Genomic DNA, 17,135 nt, shown 5'->3' with positions numbered 1-17,135 from the left:
ACGTGAACACGCTGACGCTCAAGGGGAACGTCCTCCCCACGCTCAAGGGCTTTGCGCTGCCGATCGCCATTCTGGTGCTCGTCTCGATGATGGTCGTCCCGGTGCCGACCTTCCTGCTCGACGCCTTCTTCATCATGAATATCGTCATCAGCCTCGCGGTGCTGATGGTGGCGCTCAACGCGCAGAAGCCGCTCGATTTCTCGGCCTTTCCCACGGTGCTGCTGTTCGCGACGCTGTTCCGCCTCGGCCTCAACGTGGCGTCCACCCGCGTGGTGCTGGGTCATGGGCATGAGGGCGAGGCCGCCGCCGGCCATGTGATCGAGGCGTTCGGCACCTTCATGATCGGCGGCGATTATGTCGTCGGCCTGTTCGTCTTTGCGATCCTGATCATCATCAACCTGATCGTGGTGACCAAGGGCGCGGGGCGCGTGTCGGAAGTGTCCGCGCGCTTCACCCTCGACGCGTTGCCCGGCAAGCAGATGGCGATCGACGCCGATCTGAACGCCGGCCTGATCACCCCGGACGAAGCCAAGGCGCGTCGCGTCGAGGTGGCGACCGAAGCGGATTTCTACGGCGCGATGGACGGTTCGTCCAAATTCGTGAAGGGCGACGCGGTCGCCGGCCTGCTGATCCTGGCGATCAACGTCATCGGCGGCCTGATCCTGGGATCGGTCAGTCACGGCCTGTCGCTCAGCGCCTCGGCCCAGAACTATGTGCTGCTGGCGATCGGCGATGCGCTCGTCGCGCAGATTCCCGCGCTGTTGCTCTCGATCGCCGCTGCCGCGATCGTCACCCGCGTCGCATCGACCAAGGATCAGGACCTGACCGGCCAGATCGGCAGCCAGTTCGGCAGCCACAAGACCTGGACCCCGGTCGCGGTGATCGTCGGCCTGCTCGGCCTGCTGCCCGGCATGCCCTATTTCATCATCCTGCCCGCCGCCGGCGCCTCCGGCTTCATGGCGTGGAAGATGTGGAAGACGTCGAAGCTGCCGCCGCCCGCCACCGCAATCGAGTCCGCCGAGCCGGTCGATCCCTCGCGGATCGGCTGGGACGAGGTGACCGACAACATGCAGGTGATGATCGATATCGGCTACGGGCTGGTGCCGATGGTCGATGAACGCCGCGGCGGCGCGCTGATGGGCCGCATCACCGGCGTCCGCCGCCAGCTGTCGAAGGAACTGGGCTTCGTGGTGCCGCAGGTGCGGGTCCGCGACGACATCAATATGCCGCCCTTCACCTATCGCGTCGTCGTCGGCGGCGTGGTGATCGGGGAGGACAGCGTTTCGCCCGACGAGGTGCTGGCGCTCGACACCGGACAGGCGACGGGTCGTCTGCACGGCAAGCCGGTCAAGGATCCGACCTTCGGTCTCGACGCGATGTGGATTTCGCCCGCCGATGCCGATGCGGCGACCGGCCAGGGCTATCTGGTGGTCGATCCCGGCACGGTGATGGCGACGCACCTCAACCAGGCGCTGATCCAGAATGCGTCGGATCTGCTGGGTCCGGACGAGGTTCAGGCGCTGCTCGACGGGCTGCGCGAACGCGCGGCGCAGCTGGTGTCGGCGCTTTCGCCCAATCCGCTGCCGATCACGACGCTGACCCAGGTGCTGCGCGGGTTGCTGGCGGAGAATATCCCGCTCAAGGAATTCCGCCGCATCGCCGCCGCGATCGCGATGGCCGCGCAAAAGACGCTGGATGCCGACGAGATCATCGAACTCATCCGCCCCGAACTTGGTCCGCTCATCATCCAGCGCCTGTGCAGCGTGCGCGAACCGCTGCGGGTGATGACGCTCGAAGGCCAGCTGGAGGCACTGCTCGGCCAGGCGATCCGATCGGACCCGGCCAAGCGCCACACCATCGAACCCGATCTGGGCCGCCGCATCGTCGATGCGCTCCAGCGGGCCGCCGCGCCGCTGGTCGCGGAAGCAAAGCCGTTCGCCCTGGTCGTCCAGCCGTCGATCCGCATCGCGATCCGCAAGCTGGTTCGCACCTGCCTGCCGGATACCCCGGTCATGAGCTTCTTCGAAGTCCCTGAGGACAAGTCGGTCGAGGTGGTCGCCGTGATCGGCGCGCCGGAGGCGCTGGCGGCATGACCTTTCAGCCCAAACCGAACGAGTTCGCGCTCACCTATGGCCGCAGCGGCGATACCCGGCGCGACATGAACGCGCTGGTCGCCCGGCACATGCCGCTCGTGCGGCGGCTGGCCTGGCACATCCATGGTTCGATGAGCAGCATCGTCGATGTCGAGGATCTGGTGCAGATCGGCCTGGTCGCGCTGGTCGAGGCGGCGGCCAGTTTCGAGGATCGCGGCCTGGTCAGTTTCGACCAGTATCTGGTGACGCGCGTGCGCGGTGCGATGATCGATGAATTGCGGCGACAGGCGACGCTGACCCGCGGCGCGATGAAGCGGCGGCGCGCCTATAATGATGCCGTCGCGGCGCTGACCGACGCGCGGGGCAGCCGTCCCGACGAAGCGGCGGTCGCATCGAAACTGGGCATCACCGTCGATAAGCTGCGCAGCGACTATGCAAGCGCCGAGGCGGTCCGCTTCGATTCGATCGACGACGTCTATTCGGACGAAGGCCCCTGGTTCATGTCCGACGAGCCATCGCCCTTCGATCAGCTCGCCGATGCCGACCAGCGCGAGGCGCTGATCGCCTCGATCGCCGAACTGCCGGAAAAGGAACAGCTCGTCATCCAGCTCTATTATGTCGAGGAACTCAACCTCGAAGAGATCGGCCAGGTGCTCGGCGTCGGTGCCGCGCGCGTGTGCCAGATCAAGAAGAGCGCGCACGACCGGCTCAAGAAGAATCTGATGCGCCGGCTGGGATAGAAAGCCCGGACGGATGCCGGGGGGTGTCCGTTCGGCAGGGGGCAGGGACGGGGGCGTGCCGGGGGGCCGTCTCCGTCCCTTCTTCGTTTCCGGACCGGTTTTCAGCGCGCGGCGTCCGCGCGGACATGGTAGGCGGCACTGGTGCGCCGTTCACTCTTCCTCGCCGCCGGTTTTCTCTGCCTCGCGCTGGCGGTGATCGGGGCGCTGTTGCCGGTGATGCCGACCACGGTGTTCGTCATCATGGCCGCCTATTGCTTTGCGCGCAGTTCACCCCGGCTTGAGCGGCGCCTGCTCGACCACCCCCGCTTCGGCCCGCATATCCTGCGCTGGCGCAACGGCGGCGCGATCAGCCGTGCGGGCAAGGTCGCGGCGAGCATCGCCTTCGCGGTCAGCATCGCGGTAACCCTGGCATTGACGCCGATGCCATGGCCGCTGGTGACCATCGGCGCGGCGGCGGTGATCGGCGGATGGATCTGGACCCGGCCGGAGGATTGAGTTGCGGACGCGCTCGGCTAGGGTCGCGCCGAACGAAAGGAACGTCCACATGAAGACCCCGCTCGCGCTTGCCCTTCTCCTTGCCGCTCTCGCCCCGGTCGCACTCGCCCAGAGCGCGACTGTACCGGCGACCGCCGCCGCGCCGGCGCGCGAGTGGACCGTGAAGCCCGAATGGATCGCCGCGCATGTCAATTTCCTGGCCGGCCCCGAGCTTCGGGGGCGCGGCAGCATGACCCGGGACGAAGCGATCGCCGCCGCCTATGTCGCCGCGCGCTTTCAGGGGTTCGGTCTTCGCCCGGCACCGGGTGCCGCGGGCTTCCTGCAAAAGGTGAAGGTGATCCGCCCTCGCCTGGACGGCGCACCCGAACTGACGCTTGGCGGAAAGGCGCTTGCCGGTGCCACGCTCCTGCTCGGCGGTGCGGCGCGGGTCGAGGGACGCGCCATATTTTATGCCGGGGATGACGCGGCGGCGATGCCGGCGGGTGAGGTCGTGTTCGCGGGTGGCGGCAAACTCTCGGCGATGACGGCACTGCGGGCGGCGCACACCAAGGGGATTCGCCTGCTGGTTCTGCGTGAGAGTGACGAGACGAAGGCGCTGTGGGACCGGCTCGGCAGGCGACCCCGGATCGAGTCCTATCTTGCGGGTGAGGCGGCGCCCGAGGGGGTGTCGGTGGTGGTGCTGCCCGCCGCCGCATTCGATCGCGCGCGCCGCGCCGCTGCGGGAACGCCGGTGGTGCTGACCCTGGCGGGGCTGGTCCCGGAGGAGGTCGAGACGACGAATGCGATCGGCTATCTTCCCGGAACCGATCCGCGCGCGGGCGTCATCCTGCTGTCCGCGCATCTCGACCATCTCGGCGTCCGGCCCGATGGGACGGTGATGCCGGGCGCCAATGACGACGCGTCCGGCACCGCCGCCGTACTCGAACTGGCGCACGCGCTTGCCACGGGCGGGCCGCATCGTCGCGGCATCCTGTTCGCCGCGTTCGGCAGCGAAGAGGCGGGCGGGTTCGGCTCGCGTGCGTTCACCGCCAGCCCGCCGGTGCCGCTGGCGGACATCGTCGCCAATATCTCGATCGAGATGATCGGCGCACAGGATCCGAAATTGCCGGCGGGGACGATGATGATGACCGGGTTCGAACGCTCGACGCTTGGCCCCGCGCTGGTCGCGCGCGGCGCGTTGATCGCGAAGGATCCCTATCCGGATCAGAACTTCTTCGAACGGTCGGACAATTATTCGCTCGCGCTGCGCGGGGTGGTGGCGCACACGATCTCCGGCTGGGCGGTCACCCCAACCTATCATTCGCCCCGCGATACGATCGCCAATCTCGACATCCCGTTCATGACCCGCGCGATTCAGTCGCTGATCGGTCCGGCGCGCTGGCTCGCCGATGGCGACTTCCGGCCGGAATGGACGCCGGGCGGCCGGCCGGGGAAGTAACGCGCCAGATCAAAGGCGGGAGCGGGCCGGCACCGCGCGCGGGAAAAGGAAAAGCCCCGGCGGTCTTTCGACCACCGGGGCTTCCTCGCATGCCCTTCCAACAGGGAAGGGTGACCGGCCGTGGTGCCTGTCAGGGGGGTGACACCCCGACCGGCACACGCTTAGCGAAGCAGCGTCAGTACGTTCTGCTGCGACTGGTTGGCCTGCGCCAGCATCGCGGTCGATGCCTGGCTCAGGATCTGCGCCTTGGCGAGCGCCGCAGTCTCCGACGAATAGTCGGCGTCTTCGATGCGGCTGCGCGCTTCGGTCAGGTTGGTCGTGTTGGTGGTCAGGTTGTTGACCACCGATTCAAGCCGGCTCTGCGCCGCACCCAGGCTGGCGCGCGTCGTCGCGACGGAGTCCAGCGCGGTTTCGATCGTGTCGAGCGCGGCGGAAGCCAGCGTCCGCGACGTGATCTGGAGGCCGGTCGCGGCTGCGCCACCCGTGTCGGTGCCGGTATCCGTACCCGTGTCGGTGCCGGTGTCGGACGCAACCCACACCTTGTCGCCTTCGACGAGCTTGATCACGTCGCCGGCAGCCGGGCTGTCGAACGCGCTGATCTCGGCGCTGTTGTCGACGTCGTCCTGCGTCACGGTGTAGAGACCGGTCAGTTCGGAGTCGCCGCTGGCGAGCGTCTTGAGACCGCCGGCACCCGAGTTGGCGCTGGCATCCCAGATCTTGTCGCCGGCCTTCAGCTGGACCTCACGGCCCGCCGCGATCGCGAAGGACGCGTTGTTGTCGACGTCGTCCTGCGTCACCGTATATTCGGTGCCGATGCGGTCGTCACCCGACGCGATCGTCTGCAACGAATAGGTCGGGTCGGTCGTGCCATCGGTACCGTCGGTGCCGTCGGTTCCCGTGCTCGCTTCGACCGGGGCCGCGATCGTCTTGCCGGTGATCGACGACAGGTCGAGCTTGGTGATCTTCAGATCGACCGTCTGGCCCGAGCTGCTGCCGACCTGGATCGACTTGGTGATGTCGGCGTCGCTCGCAAAGAGCTGGACCTTGTTGAACTTCGTGTTGCGCAGGATGTCATCGACCTGCGCCGAAAGTTCGGTGACTTCGGTCTGCATGTTCTTGCGGTCGTCGTCCGAATAGGTACCCGACGACGCCTGGGTCGCCAGTTCCTTCATGCGCTGAAGCATGTTGGTCACCTCGCTCAGCGCGCCTTCGGCGGTCTGGGCGAGCGAGATGCCGTCGTTCGCGTTGCGGATCGCAACGGTCATCGACTTGATCTGGCTGGTCATGCGGCTCGCAATCGCGAGGCCGGCGGCATCGTCCTTCGCGCTGTTGATGCGCTTGCCGGTCGACAGACGCTCCATGGCGGTCTGCAGCGACTGGGACGCCATCTTCGACGCGTTCGCGGCGCGGAGGCTCGCGATGTTCGTTCCGATAACAGTCATGTCTTGTCTCCGTTCGGTCTGGCGTCCCCGCGTTCCCCCCCTGAAAATGCGAGAGAGCTCGAGCCGCCAATGGGGTGAACGGCAGCGCGACCGGCGCATTAAGCAAAAAAATCGACCGCCCCTCGCGCGTATACGAGGGCGCGCGCGGCAATCTGGAGCCGGATCGGCTGATTTTTGCCGGCAAATTTACCGGTCGTTTACCAACGATCGCGCATTTGAGGCTCAACAGGGGGTTTCAATGCAGACGATCTTTCCGTCAGCCGCAGTGCTTCGCCAGAATTACGCGCTGGTTTCCACGCTCCGGGCGCAGGGATTCACGATCGGCGCCGCCGACAAGGTGAAGCCGATGCCGGGCGATCTGTTCATGATCGTCGATGGTGAGGCGCCGCCGGTATCGGCCCGCACGCTGGTGCTGGGCGAAGGGCCGGTTGCGGCGATCCCGTTTCATGACGGCAATCCCGCGCGGCTCACCTTCGGACCCGATGATGCGGCGGTCGCGGCGGGGTTCGCCAGCGCGATGCTGCGCGGCGCCCATGCGCCGGTTGCCTCCGATCCCGAAAGCCTGGCGCTCTACGCGCTCGCCGAGCGGGTCGCCGCCGCCGACATCACCGTGCTGGTCAACGGCCCGACCGGCACCGGCAAGGAAGTGCTGGCCAAGGCGATCCATATGGGCAGCGCGCGTCGCGACGGTCCGTTCATCGCGGTCAACTGTGCGGCCCTGCCCGAAACCATGCTGGAAGCGCTGTTGTTCGGGCATCAGAAGGGCGCGTTCACCGGCGCCAACGCTGCCGGCGAGGGCTTTTTCCGCGCCGCCAATGGCGGGACGCTGCTGCTCGACGAAGTCGCCGAAATGCCACTCGCGCTTCAGGCCAAGCTGCTCCGCGCGTTGCAGGAACGGGAAGTGGTGCCGATCGGCGCGACCAGCCCGGAAAAGATCGACGTCCGCGTCATCGCCTGCGCCAACCGCGATCTCCAGACCGAGGTGGCGGAAGGCCGGTTCCGCGCCGACCTTTACTATCGGCTGTCGGTCTTTCCGCTGACGACCAAGGCGCTGGCGGAACGTCCCGGCGACGTCGCCGCGCTCGCCTCGGCGATGGTGCTGCGCCACGCGGGTCCGCGCGGCCGCCTGCCCTGGGTCAGCCAGGAGGCGCTGTCGGTGCTCCAGTCGCACGACTGGCCGGGCAATGTCCGCGAGCTTGAGAATGTGATCCAGCGCGCGCTGCTGCTCTGCCCCGGGGACGAAATCACCCCCGATCATCTGATTTTCGACCGTCCCGCCGAAATCGCGGTCCAGGCCGAGGGAACGCTCAGCAACATCGTCCAGCTCAGCGAGTTCGCGGCCATCCGCGAGACGCTGGCGGCCTGTGGCGGCAGCCGGATCGAAACCGCCCGGCGGCTCGGCATTTCCGAACGCACCCTGCGCTATCGCCTTGCCAAGGCGCGCGAACAGGGTGAGGACATCATCCGGAGCGCCCGGGCATGAGCGGCGTCAGCGGCATCGGCGGCGCTGGCGGGATCGACCGCGTCATGCAGCTGCGCGCCCAGATCCTCGAACGCAACGAAGCGCTTCAGCGCGCCACCAGCGGGGGCGGGGCCTCCCCGGTCCAGACGCAGCAGCCGGCGGGGGCGTCCAGCTTTGCCGACACGCTCCAGACCGCGCTCAAGCAGGTCAATGGCGCGCAGAACCAGGCCAGCGACCTGTCCGCCGCATATGAACGCGGCGAGACGGTGGACATCGCCAAGGTGATGCTCGCCCGCCAGCAGGCGTCGGTCGGGTTCGAAGCGACGCTTCAGGTCAGGAACAAGCTCCTGACCGCCTATCGTGACATCATGAGCATGCCGGTCTGACGCATATGGAAAACGCAATCGCCACCGCGCCCGCCTCGACCGAGGCACTCGCCACCCCGGCCACCGCCGGCTTCGCCAATCCGGTGAAGCAGATGGGGTCGCTGCTCGCCCAGCCCGCCGTCAAGCGCAGCCTGCCGATGGTCCTGATGTTCGGCCTGATCGGCGCCGCCGCGCTGGCGTGGATGAGCTTCGCGACCCCGCCGCAGCGGGTGTTGTTCGCGAACCTGCCGGAATCGGACAAGGCGGCGGTGGCGCAGGCGCTCGACGCCGCCAGCATCGCCAACCGCATCGACAATGCCGGTTCGATCACCGTCAACGAGGATGATTATCACAAGGCGCGGATGCTGCTCGCCGGGCAGGACCTGCCCAAGGCGGCACCCGGCGGCTATGCGCTGCTCGACCAGTTGCCGATGGGCGTCAGCCGCGCGGTCGAGGGGGAAAGGCTGCGCCAGGCGCGCGAGACCGAACTTGCGCGCTCGATTGCGGAAATCGACACCGTCGCGGAGGCGCGCGTGCATCTCGCCACGCCCGAAGCCAGCGTGTTCGTGCGCGACAAGGCCGAACCGTCGGCCTCGGTCATCGTCAAGCTCCAGCCGGGCCGCACCCTTGCCGACGCGCAGGTCCGCTCGATCGTCAACCTCGTCGCCTCGTCGGTGCCGGGGATGAAGCCGGAAGCGGTCACGATCGTCGATCAGATGGGCGCGCTGCTCAGCAAGTCGGGGACCGAAGGGTCGGCCGGCGACGCCCGGATCGATTTCCAGCGCCGGGTCGAGGACAAATATCGCCAGCAGCTGGTTCAACTGCTCACGCCGCTGCTTGGGGCGGGGAATTTCACCGCCGAGGTTCAGGCCGAGGTGGATCTGGACGAGAGCCAGGCGACGCGCGAAAGCTATGACAAGCAGGGCGCGGTGATGCGTGCCGAACAGGGCAGCTGGACCGGATCGCCGCGCGACGGATCGGCCGCGCCCGGCGGTATTCCCGGCGCGCTGTCGAACGTGCCGCCGCCGCCGGCCAAGGCGGAGACGCCTGCCGCCGGCGCGGCCACCGCGACCGCTCCGGGCCAGCCGGGTGCGCCGGCAGCCGCACCGGGGATGAAGCAGAGCGACAGCTTTGCCCGCACCTATGACACCGGCAAGGAGATTTCCGTCACCCGCGCTGCGCCGGGCGAGATCAAGCGGTTGTCGGTCGCGGTCCTGCTGCGCGAGGAGCCGGGCAAGCCGCGCGGCCAGGTCGAGATCAAGCAGATCGACGATCTGGTGAAGGCGGCGGTCGGCTTCAACGCCACGCGCCAGGATCAGGTCACCGTGGTCAGCCGCAAATTCACCACCTCGCAGGATGCCGAGGACGCGACCCCCTTCTATGAAAGCGGCTGGTTCGCGATGGTCGCCCGCAACGTCACGGCGGTGCTGATCGCGCTGCTGGTCCTGCTGCTCGGGGTTCGTCCGCTCGCCAAGGCGCTGCTCAAGCGGCGCGAGGATGTCGCCAAGCCGGCCCTGCCGATGGGTGCCGCCGATGGCGCGGGCATTCCCCAGCCGATGAGCGCCGCGATGCTGGCCGGCGGTGGGGTCTCGTTGGGCGACCGGGTCGGGCTGGTCCGCGATTTCACCCGCGAAAATCCGGCGCGCGCCGCCCTGGCGGTGCGCGACATGATCAAGACGGAGGGCCATTGAGGTGAACGCCCCCCGCAACTTTACCGGTGTCGAACGGGCCGCGGTGCTGATGATGATCGTCGGCGACGAAGAGGCGGCGGCGATCCTTCAGAAGCTGGATCCGGAGGAAGTCCGCCAGCTGGGGAGCGCGATGATGAACGTCGCCGATGTCAGCGAGTTCGAAATGGCGCAGGTGCTCGACGATTTCACCGGGCGCGCGCAGGAGCGCAGCTCGATCCAGTTCGATCCGCGCCCGAAACTCGAATCGGTGGTGACGAAGGCGCTGGGTCCCGATCGGGCCGGCAACGTCCTCGCCCGTATCCTGCCGCCCACGCCCGACGAATCGATCGCCGGCCTGGCCTGGATGGAAGCGACCGAAATCGCCGCGATGCTGGAGGACGAGCACCCCCAGATCGCGGCCGTGATGCTCGCGCATCTCGATTCCACCGTCGCGGCGCAGGTGCTGGAAATGCTGCCCGAGGCGGTTCAGCCCCAGGTGCTGCGCCGGGTCGCGAAGCTTGGCCCGGTGACCCCGGACGCGGTGGCGACGCTGCGCCAGTTGATCGAGCGGCACGCCAGCCAGCCCAAGCGGATCGCGGGGGTTCAGATGGGCGGCACGCGTGAGGCCGCGAAGATCATGTCCTCCGCGCGCAAGATCACCGAGCAAAAGGTGATGCCGAAGCTCGCGAAGCTCGACCGAGAGGTCGCGCGCGCGATCGAGGAGGCGATGTTCGTCTTCGACAATCTGCTCGAACTCGACGACAAGAATATGGGGACGTTGCTCCGCAACATCGAAAGCGATGTGCTGGTGCGCAGCCTGAAGGGGACGGACGAGGCGAATCGCGACCGGTTCCTCTCGTGCATGTCCAGCCGCGCCGCCGATACGATCCGCGACGAGATGGAAGCACGCGGTCCGATGAAGATGGCCGAAGTGCTGGAAGCGCAGAAGGTGATGATCGCGATCGCCCGCCAGCTGGTGAAGGACGGAACGATCACCATGCCGGGCAGCGGGGACGACGATTATGTCTGATTTCGTGCCAGGCCTTGCCGCCCGCAGCGCCGGGATCGCCGAAGCCTTGCAGCGCGCCTTTGCGCCGCCGGAGGACTTCGCCGCGCGCGACATCCGCCCACGCGATCCGGCGCCCCGGCCGCGCCATTTTAACCCGGCCGAACCGGGCCACCGGTCGACCGAGGGATGGGATCCGTTCGATCCCAATGCCGAACATCCGGCAAAGGAATTCGTCGATCCCGTCGCCGCCGCGCGCGCGGCCGGCTATGCCGAGGGGCTGGCCGCCGGCCGCGCCGAGGTGGAGGCCGTCGCGCAGCAGCAGGCGGCACTGCTGGAACAGGTCAGCCAGTCGCTGTCCGGCGGCGCGCATTTCGATCGCGATCGCATGGCCGCCCATCTGCGCCAGACGGTGCTGCACCTGGTGACGCAGATGATCGGGGAGGCCGGGGTCGCCCCCGACATCCTCGCCGCGCGGATCGACGCGGCGACCGACATGCTCGCCGACAGTGCCGAATCAGCGATGCTGCGGCTCAATCCAAATGATCTGCCGCTGGTCCAGGAACATTTGCCAAAGACCGTGTTTCCCATTGGCGATGCGGAAATCGCACGCGGCGGATTCGTGATCGAAAGCGCCTCGACCATCGTCGAGGACGGACCCGATCTGTGGCTCGAACAACTCGCCGCCGCGATCGATCGCGTGCCGATCCCGCCGGTGCTCTGAGGCCCCATGCTGAACCGCTTTACCGCCGACTATCTCGACGGCCTGTCCTGCGACGATTTCCGCCCGAAACCCAAAGTGTCCGGGCGGCTGTCATCCTATGACGGCCTGTTGATGGAGGCGGTCGGCCTGTCGCTTCCGGTCGGCACTGTCTGCGCGATCGGCGAGGGCGCGCAGCGCGTCGAGGCCGAAGTGATCGGCTTTCGCGGGGGCAAGACGCTGCTGATGAACCTTGGCGGTCCCGCGGCCCTGCTGCCGAACGCGCCGGTGCGTCCCGTCGGTCCGCCGGGCGAGGCGGAGGTTGGGGCGGCGCTGCTTGGCCGGGTGGTCGATGGCGCGGGCAAGCCGATCGACGGTCTGGGTCCGATCCGCGGTGCGGACAAATGGCCGCTCGCCGGCAAGATTCAATCGCCGCTGGATCGCGGACGCGTGCTCCAGCCGCTCGATGTCGGGGTGCGCGCGATCAACGGGCTGCTCACCATCGGCCAGGGTCAGCGCGTCGGCATCATGGCGGGGTCGGGGGTGGGCAAATCGGTCCTGCTCGGCATGATGGTCCGCGCGGCAAAGGCGGACGTGATCGTGATCGGCCTGATCGGCGAACGCTCGCGTGAGGTTTCCGACTTTCTCGAAACGAAGGTCGCGGGGGAGGCGCGCGCGCGATCGGTGGTGGTCGCGGTGCCGGCGAACCATTCGCCCGTGCTCCGTATCCGCGGCGCGCTGCGCGCCACCGCGATCGCCGAAGCCTTTCGCGCCGAGGGCAAGAAGGTGCTGCTGATCATGGATTCGCTCACCCGCGTCGCGCATGCCGGCCGCGAGATCGGCCTGGCGCTCGGCGAACCGGCGTCGGCGCGCGGCTATCCGCCCAGCGCCATCGCGATGCTGCCCAGCCTGATCGAGCGCGCGGGGACCGATGTCCACACCGGCGGGTCGATCACCGCCATCTACACCGTGCTGGCCGATGGCGATGACGGCAATGATCCGGTGGTCGATTCGGCGCGGTCGATCCTTGACGGGCATATCGTGCTCAGCCGCGCGCTTGCCGAGCGCGGGGTCTATCCGGCCATCGATCTGGGGCCGTCGGTCAGCCGCGTCATGACCGATATCGCCGGCAAGGAGCATGTCGCCGCCGCGCGGGTGCTGCGCCGGCATCTCGCGACCTATGAGGAAAACCGTGATCTGGTGCTGATGGGCGCCTATCGCGCCGGCGCCGATCCGGCGATCGACGCGGCGATCGCATGCCATGATTCCGTCCTCGACTATATCCGTCAGGCCTATGACGAGACGGTAACCCTCGATGACGCCGTGGCCGAGCTGACCGGCGTCTTTGGCGATGGCTGACCGCCACGCGAAAAAGCTCGACCGCATCCTGCGCGTCCGCACGCTTCAGCTCGACATGGTCCGCGCGAGCGAGGCAGAGGCACAGGCGAAGGTCGCCAATGAGGAGGCGCTGCGCCTGCGCATCGCCCAGCTGGCCGCCGGCGTCGCGCCGTCACCGGCGCCGGCTCCCGGCAGCGCGACGACGCTGATCGCCGCAGCGCATTATCGCGAGCGGCTGCACCAGTCCGCCTTTGCCGCCGAGCGGCGCGTCGAACAGGCCCAGCGCGGCCTCGACACCGCGCGCGCCGCGACGCAGGAGGCGAAGCGCGACCAGACCGCGATCGAGAAGCTGGTCGAGCGCGCCGAAGCGAGCGCCGCGCGCCGCGCGATGCGTGCGCTGGAGGATATGCCCGCCATTCCGAGAAAACGGCACGATCCTTGCTGAACTGACCGGCGAAGGAGTTTCGCCGCACGTGCCAGATTTGCTCTCCACCACCGCCTTGCCATCGCTGATGCCGGCTTTTCCGCCGCGTGGCGCGCCTGGCGCGCTGCCGGGCGCTGCCGATTTCGCGCGCGCGCTGATCGGCCTGACCGCGCCCGCGACCGATGTCGTGACGCCGTCGGGGCGGAAGGAAGCTGCCGCAACCGGCAAGATGTTGCCGGCCGCGGCGCGGGATGGCGAAGGCGAGGCTGAGGGCGACGACGGCGGGGATGGCGAACCGCTGCTTGCCTGGATGCCGGGCGGCGTCGCGTTGCCCGTCGATCCCGCGAGTCCGGACATCGCCGCCGGCGACGGCGCCGTGTTGCCCGATACGCCGCCGGGCGCGCACGCGCGCCGCCCGGTTATGGCCACCCCGGCCGCTGATGCTGCCGTTGTCGAAGCCATGCCAGGCGCGACCGGCGTGATCCCCGAGACAACGACGCCCGCGTCTTCGGTCGAGGTCGCGCCGCGCACAATGGGGACGGGCGATCCGGCACCGACGGCACCGATCGCGATTCCTGGTGCGGGCCGGACGGTTCCGTATGCGGCGCCGGACGGGCGGGACGCATTGTCGCCTGCGACCACCGCCCCGGATGATGTGAAGCGCGCGCCTGAACCGATAGGGGGCGTTCGCGCAGTTGCGGCGGCGCCGACCGACGTCCCTGTCGCCGTCGCGCGTGTCGGGGTTGTGTCTGACGCAGGCATTTCGACGGTGGTGCCGGCGCAGGCCGCCCCTTCGATCCCGTCCGCACCCCCTTTGTCGATCGATGCGCCACGGACGAAGATCGATCCGCGTGAGCGGTCCGCGCCGGCGTCGCAGGCCGCCTTCCCGACCTTGTCGCTCGCGTCCGAGATGCCGGACCCGATCGGTCCGGTTCAACCCGACGAGATCGCCGCCGACGCGCCGGTCGCGAGCACCCCGAAACGCAGCGATACCGCGACCAGCCGCGCTCCGCACGCGGCGATCGCGGCGGACGCGATGTCCGTTGCCGCGATCCCATCCGTGCCGACGGGTGTGGTGGCGCCACCGTCCGATCGCGCGGAGCCAGGTAGCGCAGCCCTGATTCGCATCGCCGGAGCCGCCGACAGTCGCGCGCTGCCCGTTACGCACCCGCTCGCCGAACCATCGGCGCCCGTCGAGGGCGGACTGGCCGGCGCGCGGGCCGCGACCGCTTCGCATGGCCCGGTTGCCCCGGCACCCGTTGCCGCGCCGACGCTACCGTCGGGCGACGCCGTCGATGCGGGATCCGCGCCGGTGTCGTTGCCGGCGCGGGGCCATGACGCCGCAACCCCTGCGACCGCGCCAACTGCCGCGACCGATGACGGGCTGGCGACCACCCCCGTCGAACGCGCGGGAGTGACCGCTGCGCAGGCCCAGCCCCTGCCGACTCCGGCCATTGCGCCCGCCATCGCACCGGCGATGCCGGCGGCGCCGGTCGCCGCAGTCCATGCCTTCGCCGCCGCGATCCTCGCGGCGCAGCGCGATGGCGATACCGACACGCCCGGGTTCGTCGAACCTTCGCTGCGCGCGGCGGAAATGGTCGCCAGCGATCAGTTGCGCACCACCGTCCAGGCCAAGGCCGGCGTCGATCAGGCTCCGCTCGATCTGACGCGCGACGATTGGGGGGGCAAGATGATCGACCGGATCGCCGCGCTGCGCGACGCAGCCGAGGCGGCGGATACGCGCATCCGTCTCGCGCCCGAAAATCTCGGCAATGTCGATGTGTCGATCCGGCGCGATGGCGATCGCCTGCACGTCCACTTCAACGCCGAAAACGCCGCGACCCGCCAGCTGCTCGCCGAGGCCGCGCCGCGCCTGACCGAACTGGCCGACGCGCGCGGGGTGAAACTGGGTCAGACCAGCGTCGGCGGAGAGGGCGGCCAATCGCACGCGCGACAACAGGGCGAACCCGGCGCACCGGCACGGCCCCGCACCGTGAGCGCCGCCGTCAGCGATGAGGGCGCGCCGGCCGATGATCGAATTGCATGAAACTTCCTGAGGGGGATTGAACGATGAGTGACGACAAGGCGGAAGCCGCGCCGAAAAAGAAAAAGGGCGGCGCGATGAAATGGGTGCTGATCGGCACCGGTCTGGTGGTGCTGGTGGGCGGCGGCGTCGGCGGCGGCCTCTATGCGGCCAGTTCCGGCCTGATCGGCGGCGGCGGCGCCCATGCCGAAGCCGCCGCCCCGGATCAGCCGCATCTGGTGCCGAAGAGCGAGGAAGTCCGCGCCTCGGTCAAGGGTGAAGGCGGGGGCGAGGGCGGCGAAGGCGGCGCGGGCGGTGGCCTGCCCACGCCCAAGGGGTCGGGCGGCGACAAATACGCCTCGACCTACTACGCCATGGAAAAGGAGTTTACCTCCAACCTGCGTGAAAGCGTCCATTTCATCCAGATCGGGATCGCGATCTCCACGCCCTATGACAATCGCGTGATCGAGAATCTGAAGACGCACGAAATGGCGGTGCGCTCCGCCGTGCTGATGGCGCTGGGCGAAACCAGCGAGGATGACGTCTTCAGCGCCGATGGGAAAAAGGCGCTGCAAAAGCGGCTCGCGGTCGCGATCAATGGCGTTTTGAAAGAAAAAGAGGGCTTTGGCGGCGTTAGTAACGTCTACTTTACCAATTTCATTGTTCAGTGAACGGGCATGGTTAACAGCCCTTCAGATCCTGCCACCGAGCAAGAGGCCACCGATCGGCGCGAACGCGCCCGCGCGGGCGCGGAACACGCGCCCGCGCTGGGCGCGGTCGCGCTCAATCCGTTCGGCGATCTGCATGGGGTGCAGCATCTGACGGCGCGAATCGCCAAGACGCTCAAATCGGTCTTCGAGCCGCTGGTCGGCGAGGGCGCGCGCTGCTGGGCAGAGCCGCTCGCGGTCCAGCGGTTCGGCGATTATCGCGGCGAACGCCCCGATGGCCTCACCGCCTGGCTCCCGCTGGCGATGACGCCGGGTCGCGGGCGCGCGCTGATCGTCGTCGATGGCAAGTTCGCGCTCGAAATGCTCGACCGTTTCTTTGGTGGCGATGGCGAGGCGCCGCACCCGCTGCCCACCGAATTCACCGGATCGGCCGATACGCTGCTCAACCGCATCGCAGGCGCGATCGCCGGCCAGCTCGGCCCGGCCTGGGAAATGCTGGCGCGGATCGCGTTCGAACCCGCGCCCGCGGCAACCCCGTTCTCGGTCGCGCCCGAACTCGATGCGGGCGAGCCGATGGTGGTCACCCGGCTCGGCGTCGGGTCCGACAGCGTGAAGCCGCACTGGATCGACATCCTGTACCCGGTTTCCGCGCTCAAGCCCTACACCCCCTCGCTCACGGCGAAGGTGATCGGCGGTGAGCCGGAGGTCGAGCCGGAATGGCGCAACGGACTGACCCGCGCGGTGCTGGGCGTCAAGCTCCAGGTCCGCTCGGTGCTGGCCGAACCGGTCGTCCCCTTTCCGACCCTCGTCGCGCTCAAGCCGGGCGACGTCATCCCGATCGCGTTCGGCCCCGACGTGCCGGTGATGGTCGGTAACCAGAAGCTCGGCAACGGCACCGTCGGCACCGCCAACGGCCGCGCCGCGATCCGCATGACCACATTCGAACCGCTTTCACTCGAGGACGCACGATGAACGACATGACCGGCAGCTTCGCCGCCGAAACGGCTGCGGCGAGCAACTTTCACCTCCTCCAGGATGTCGGCGTCAAGCTGACGGTCGAAATCGGATCGACGACGCTGACGCTGCGCGAACTGCTCGCGCTGGGCGAAACCAGCGTCATCGAACTGGATCGCGAGGCGGACGAGCTGCTCGACGTATTCGTGAACGGCACGCTGATCGGCCGTGGCGAAGTCGTCACCGTCGGCGACAAGTTCGGCGTGCGCATGACCGAACTGGTCTCGCCCGAAAAGCGGGGCTGAGGCCGATCCGAT

General features: G+C 68.3%; 15 protein-coding genes and 2 pseudogenes. 15 read left to right on the top strand and 2 right to left on the bottom strand.

From position 1 onward, the window contains the following. Positions 1-2: 2 nt before the first annotated feature. The 4 genes from flhA (at position 3) to KF783_RS12600 (ending at position 4,766) form a co-directional block, all read left to right on the top strand. Positions 3-2,093 carry a flagellar biosynthesis protein FlhA gene (gene flhA, locus KF783_RS12615; RefSeq protein ID WP_294079883.1) on the top strand — a complete coding sequence of 697 codons (2,091 nt, stop codon included), beginning with the start codon at positions 3-5 and terminating at the stop codon, positions 2,091-2,093. Next, positions 2,090-2,833, top strand: a complete 744-nt coding sequence (locus KF783_RS12610) for a FliA/WhiG family RNA polymerase sigma factor (RefSeq protein ID WP_294079882.1) — start codon at positions 2,090-2,092, stop codon at positions 2,831-2,833. The genes flhA and KF783_RS12610 overlap by 4 nt, the downstream gene beginning before the upstream one ends. Positions 2,834-2,974: 141 nt before the next feature. After that, positions 2,975-3,328, top strand: coding sequence for a YbaN family protein (locus KF783_RS12605; protein ID WP_294079881.1), 354 nt, complete (start codon positions 2,975-2,977; stop codon positions 3,326-3,328). 49 nt (positions 3,329-3,377) lie between these two features. Then, on the top strand, positions 3,378-4,766 hold the full coding sequence (locus tag KF783_RS12600; protein ID WP_294079880.1) for a M28 family peptidase: 1,389 nt from the start codon (positions 3,378-3,380) through the stop codon (positions 4,764-4,766). Between the two features lie 161 nt (positions 4,767-4,927). On the opposite strand, the pseudogene KF783_RS12595 reads toward KF783_RS12600, so the two are convergent. Then, positions 4,928-5,227 (bottom strand): annotated as a pseudogene (locus KF783_RS12595) (flagellin); the annotation flags it as partial. A 576-nt stretch (positions 5,228-5,803) separates the two neighbouring features. Then, a pseudogene (locus KF783_RS12590) lies at positions 5,804-6,208 on the bottom strand (flagellin protein FlaA); the annotation flags it as partial. A 238-nt stretch (positions 6,209-6,446) separates the two neighbouring features. Here KF783_RS12590 and KF783_RS12585 point away from each other — a divergent pair. Genes KF783_RS12585 through fliN form a run of 11 tightly spaced genes read left to right on the top strand, consistent with a single transcriptional unit; the run spans position 6,447 to position 17,123 of the window. After that, complete coding sequence (locus KF783_RS12585; RefSeq protein WP_294079878.1) at positions 6,447-7,691, top strand: sigma 54-interacting transcriptional regulator; 1,245 nt, start codon at positions 6,447-6,449, stop codon at positions 7,689-7,691. Next, positions 7,688-8,056: a flagellar hook-basal body complex protein FliE gene (gene fliE / locus KF783_RS12580; protein ID WP_294079876.1), complete on the top strand. Its 369-nt coding sequence runs from the start codon at positions 7,688-7,690 to the stop codon at positions 8,054-8,056. The genes KF783_RS12585 and fliE overlap by 4 nt, the downstream gene beginning before the upstream one ends. A 5-nt stretch (positions 8,057-8,061) precedes the next feature. Next, complete coding sequence (fliF, locus tag KF783_RS12575) at positions 8,062-9,726, top strand: flagellar basal-body MS-ring/collar protein FliF (protein ID WP_294079875.1); 1,665 nt, start codon at positions 8,062-8,064, stop codon at positions 9,724-9,726. A 1-nt stretch (position 9,727) separates the two neighbouring features. Beyond that, entirely contained in the window at positions 9,728-10,735 is a 1,008-nt protein-coding gene (gene fliG / locus KF783_RS12570) for a flagellar motor switch protein FliG (protein ID WP_294079874.1), read from the top strand. Then, positions 10,728-11,435 (top strand): FliH/SctL family protein, encoded by a 708-nt coding sequence (locus KF783_RS12565; protein WP_294079873.1) that lies wholly within the window; start codon positions 10,728-10,730, stop codon positions 11,433-11,435. The genes fliG and KF783_RS12565 overlap by 8 nt, the downstream gene beginning before the upstream one ends. Before the next feature lie 6 nt (positions 11,436-11,441). After that, on the top strand, positions 11,442-12,770 hold the full coding sequence (locus tag KF783_RS12560; RefSeq protein WP_294079872.1) for a FliI/YscN family ATPase: 1,329 nt from the start codon (positions 11,442-11,444) through the stop codon (positions 12,768-12,770). After that, a complete protein-coding gene (locus tag KF783_RS12555) occupies positions 12,763-13,194 on the top strand; it encodes a hypothetical protein (RefSeq protein ID WP_294079871.1) in 432 nt (143 codons plus the stop codon). Before KF783_RS12560 ends, KF783_RS12555 begins: the two co-directional genes overlap by 8 nt. A gap of 28 nt (positions 13,195-13,222) precedes the next feature. Then, complete coding sequence (locus KF783_RS12550; protein WP_294079869.1) at positions 13,223-15,220, top strand: flagellar hook-length control protein FliK; 1,998 nt, start codon at positions 13,223-13,225, stop codon at positions 15,218-15,220. Positions 15,221-15,243: 23 nt separating this feature from the next. Continuing rightward, positions 15,244-15,867 carry a flagellar basal body-associated FliL family protein gene (locus KF783_RS12545; protein ID WP_294079868.1) on the top strand — a complete coding sequence of 208 codons (624 nt, stop codon included), beginning with the start codon at positions 15,244-15,246 and terminating at the stop codon, positions 15,865-15,867. A gap of 6 nt (positions 15,868-15,873) precedes the next feature. Then, entirely contained in the window at positions 15,874-16,836 is a 963-nt protein-coding gene (locus KF783_RS12540; protein WP_294079867.1) for a flagellar motor switch protein FliM, read from the top strand. Further along, positions 16,833-17,123: a flagellar motor switch protein FliN gene (gene fliN, locus KF783_RS12535; protein ID WP_294079865.1), complete on the top strand. Its 291-nt coding sequence runs from the start codon at positions 16,833-16,835 to the stop codon at positions 17,121-17,123. The genes KF783_RS12540 and fliN overlap by 4 nt, the downstream gene beginning before the upstream one ends. The last annotated feature ends 12 nt before the right edge of the window (positions 17,124-17,135 follow it).

Origin of the sequence: Sphingomonas sp. (assembly GCF_019635455.1) — a bacterium.
Classification (GTDB): Bacteria; Pseudomonadota; Alphaproteobacteria; order Sphingomonadales; family Sphingomonadaceae; genus Sphingomonas.
This window is presented reverse-complemented; position numbering and strand designations above follow the sequence as displayed.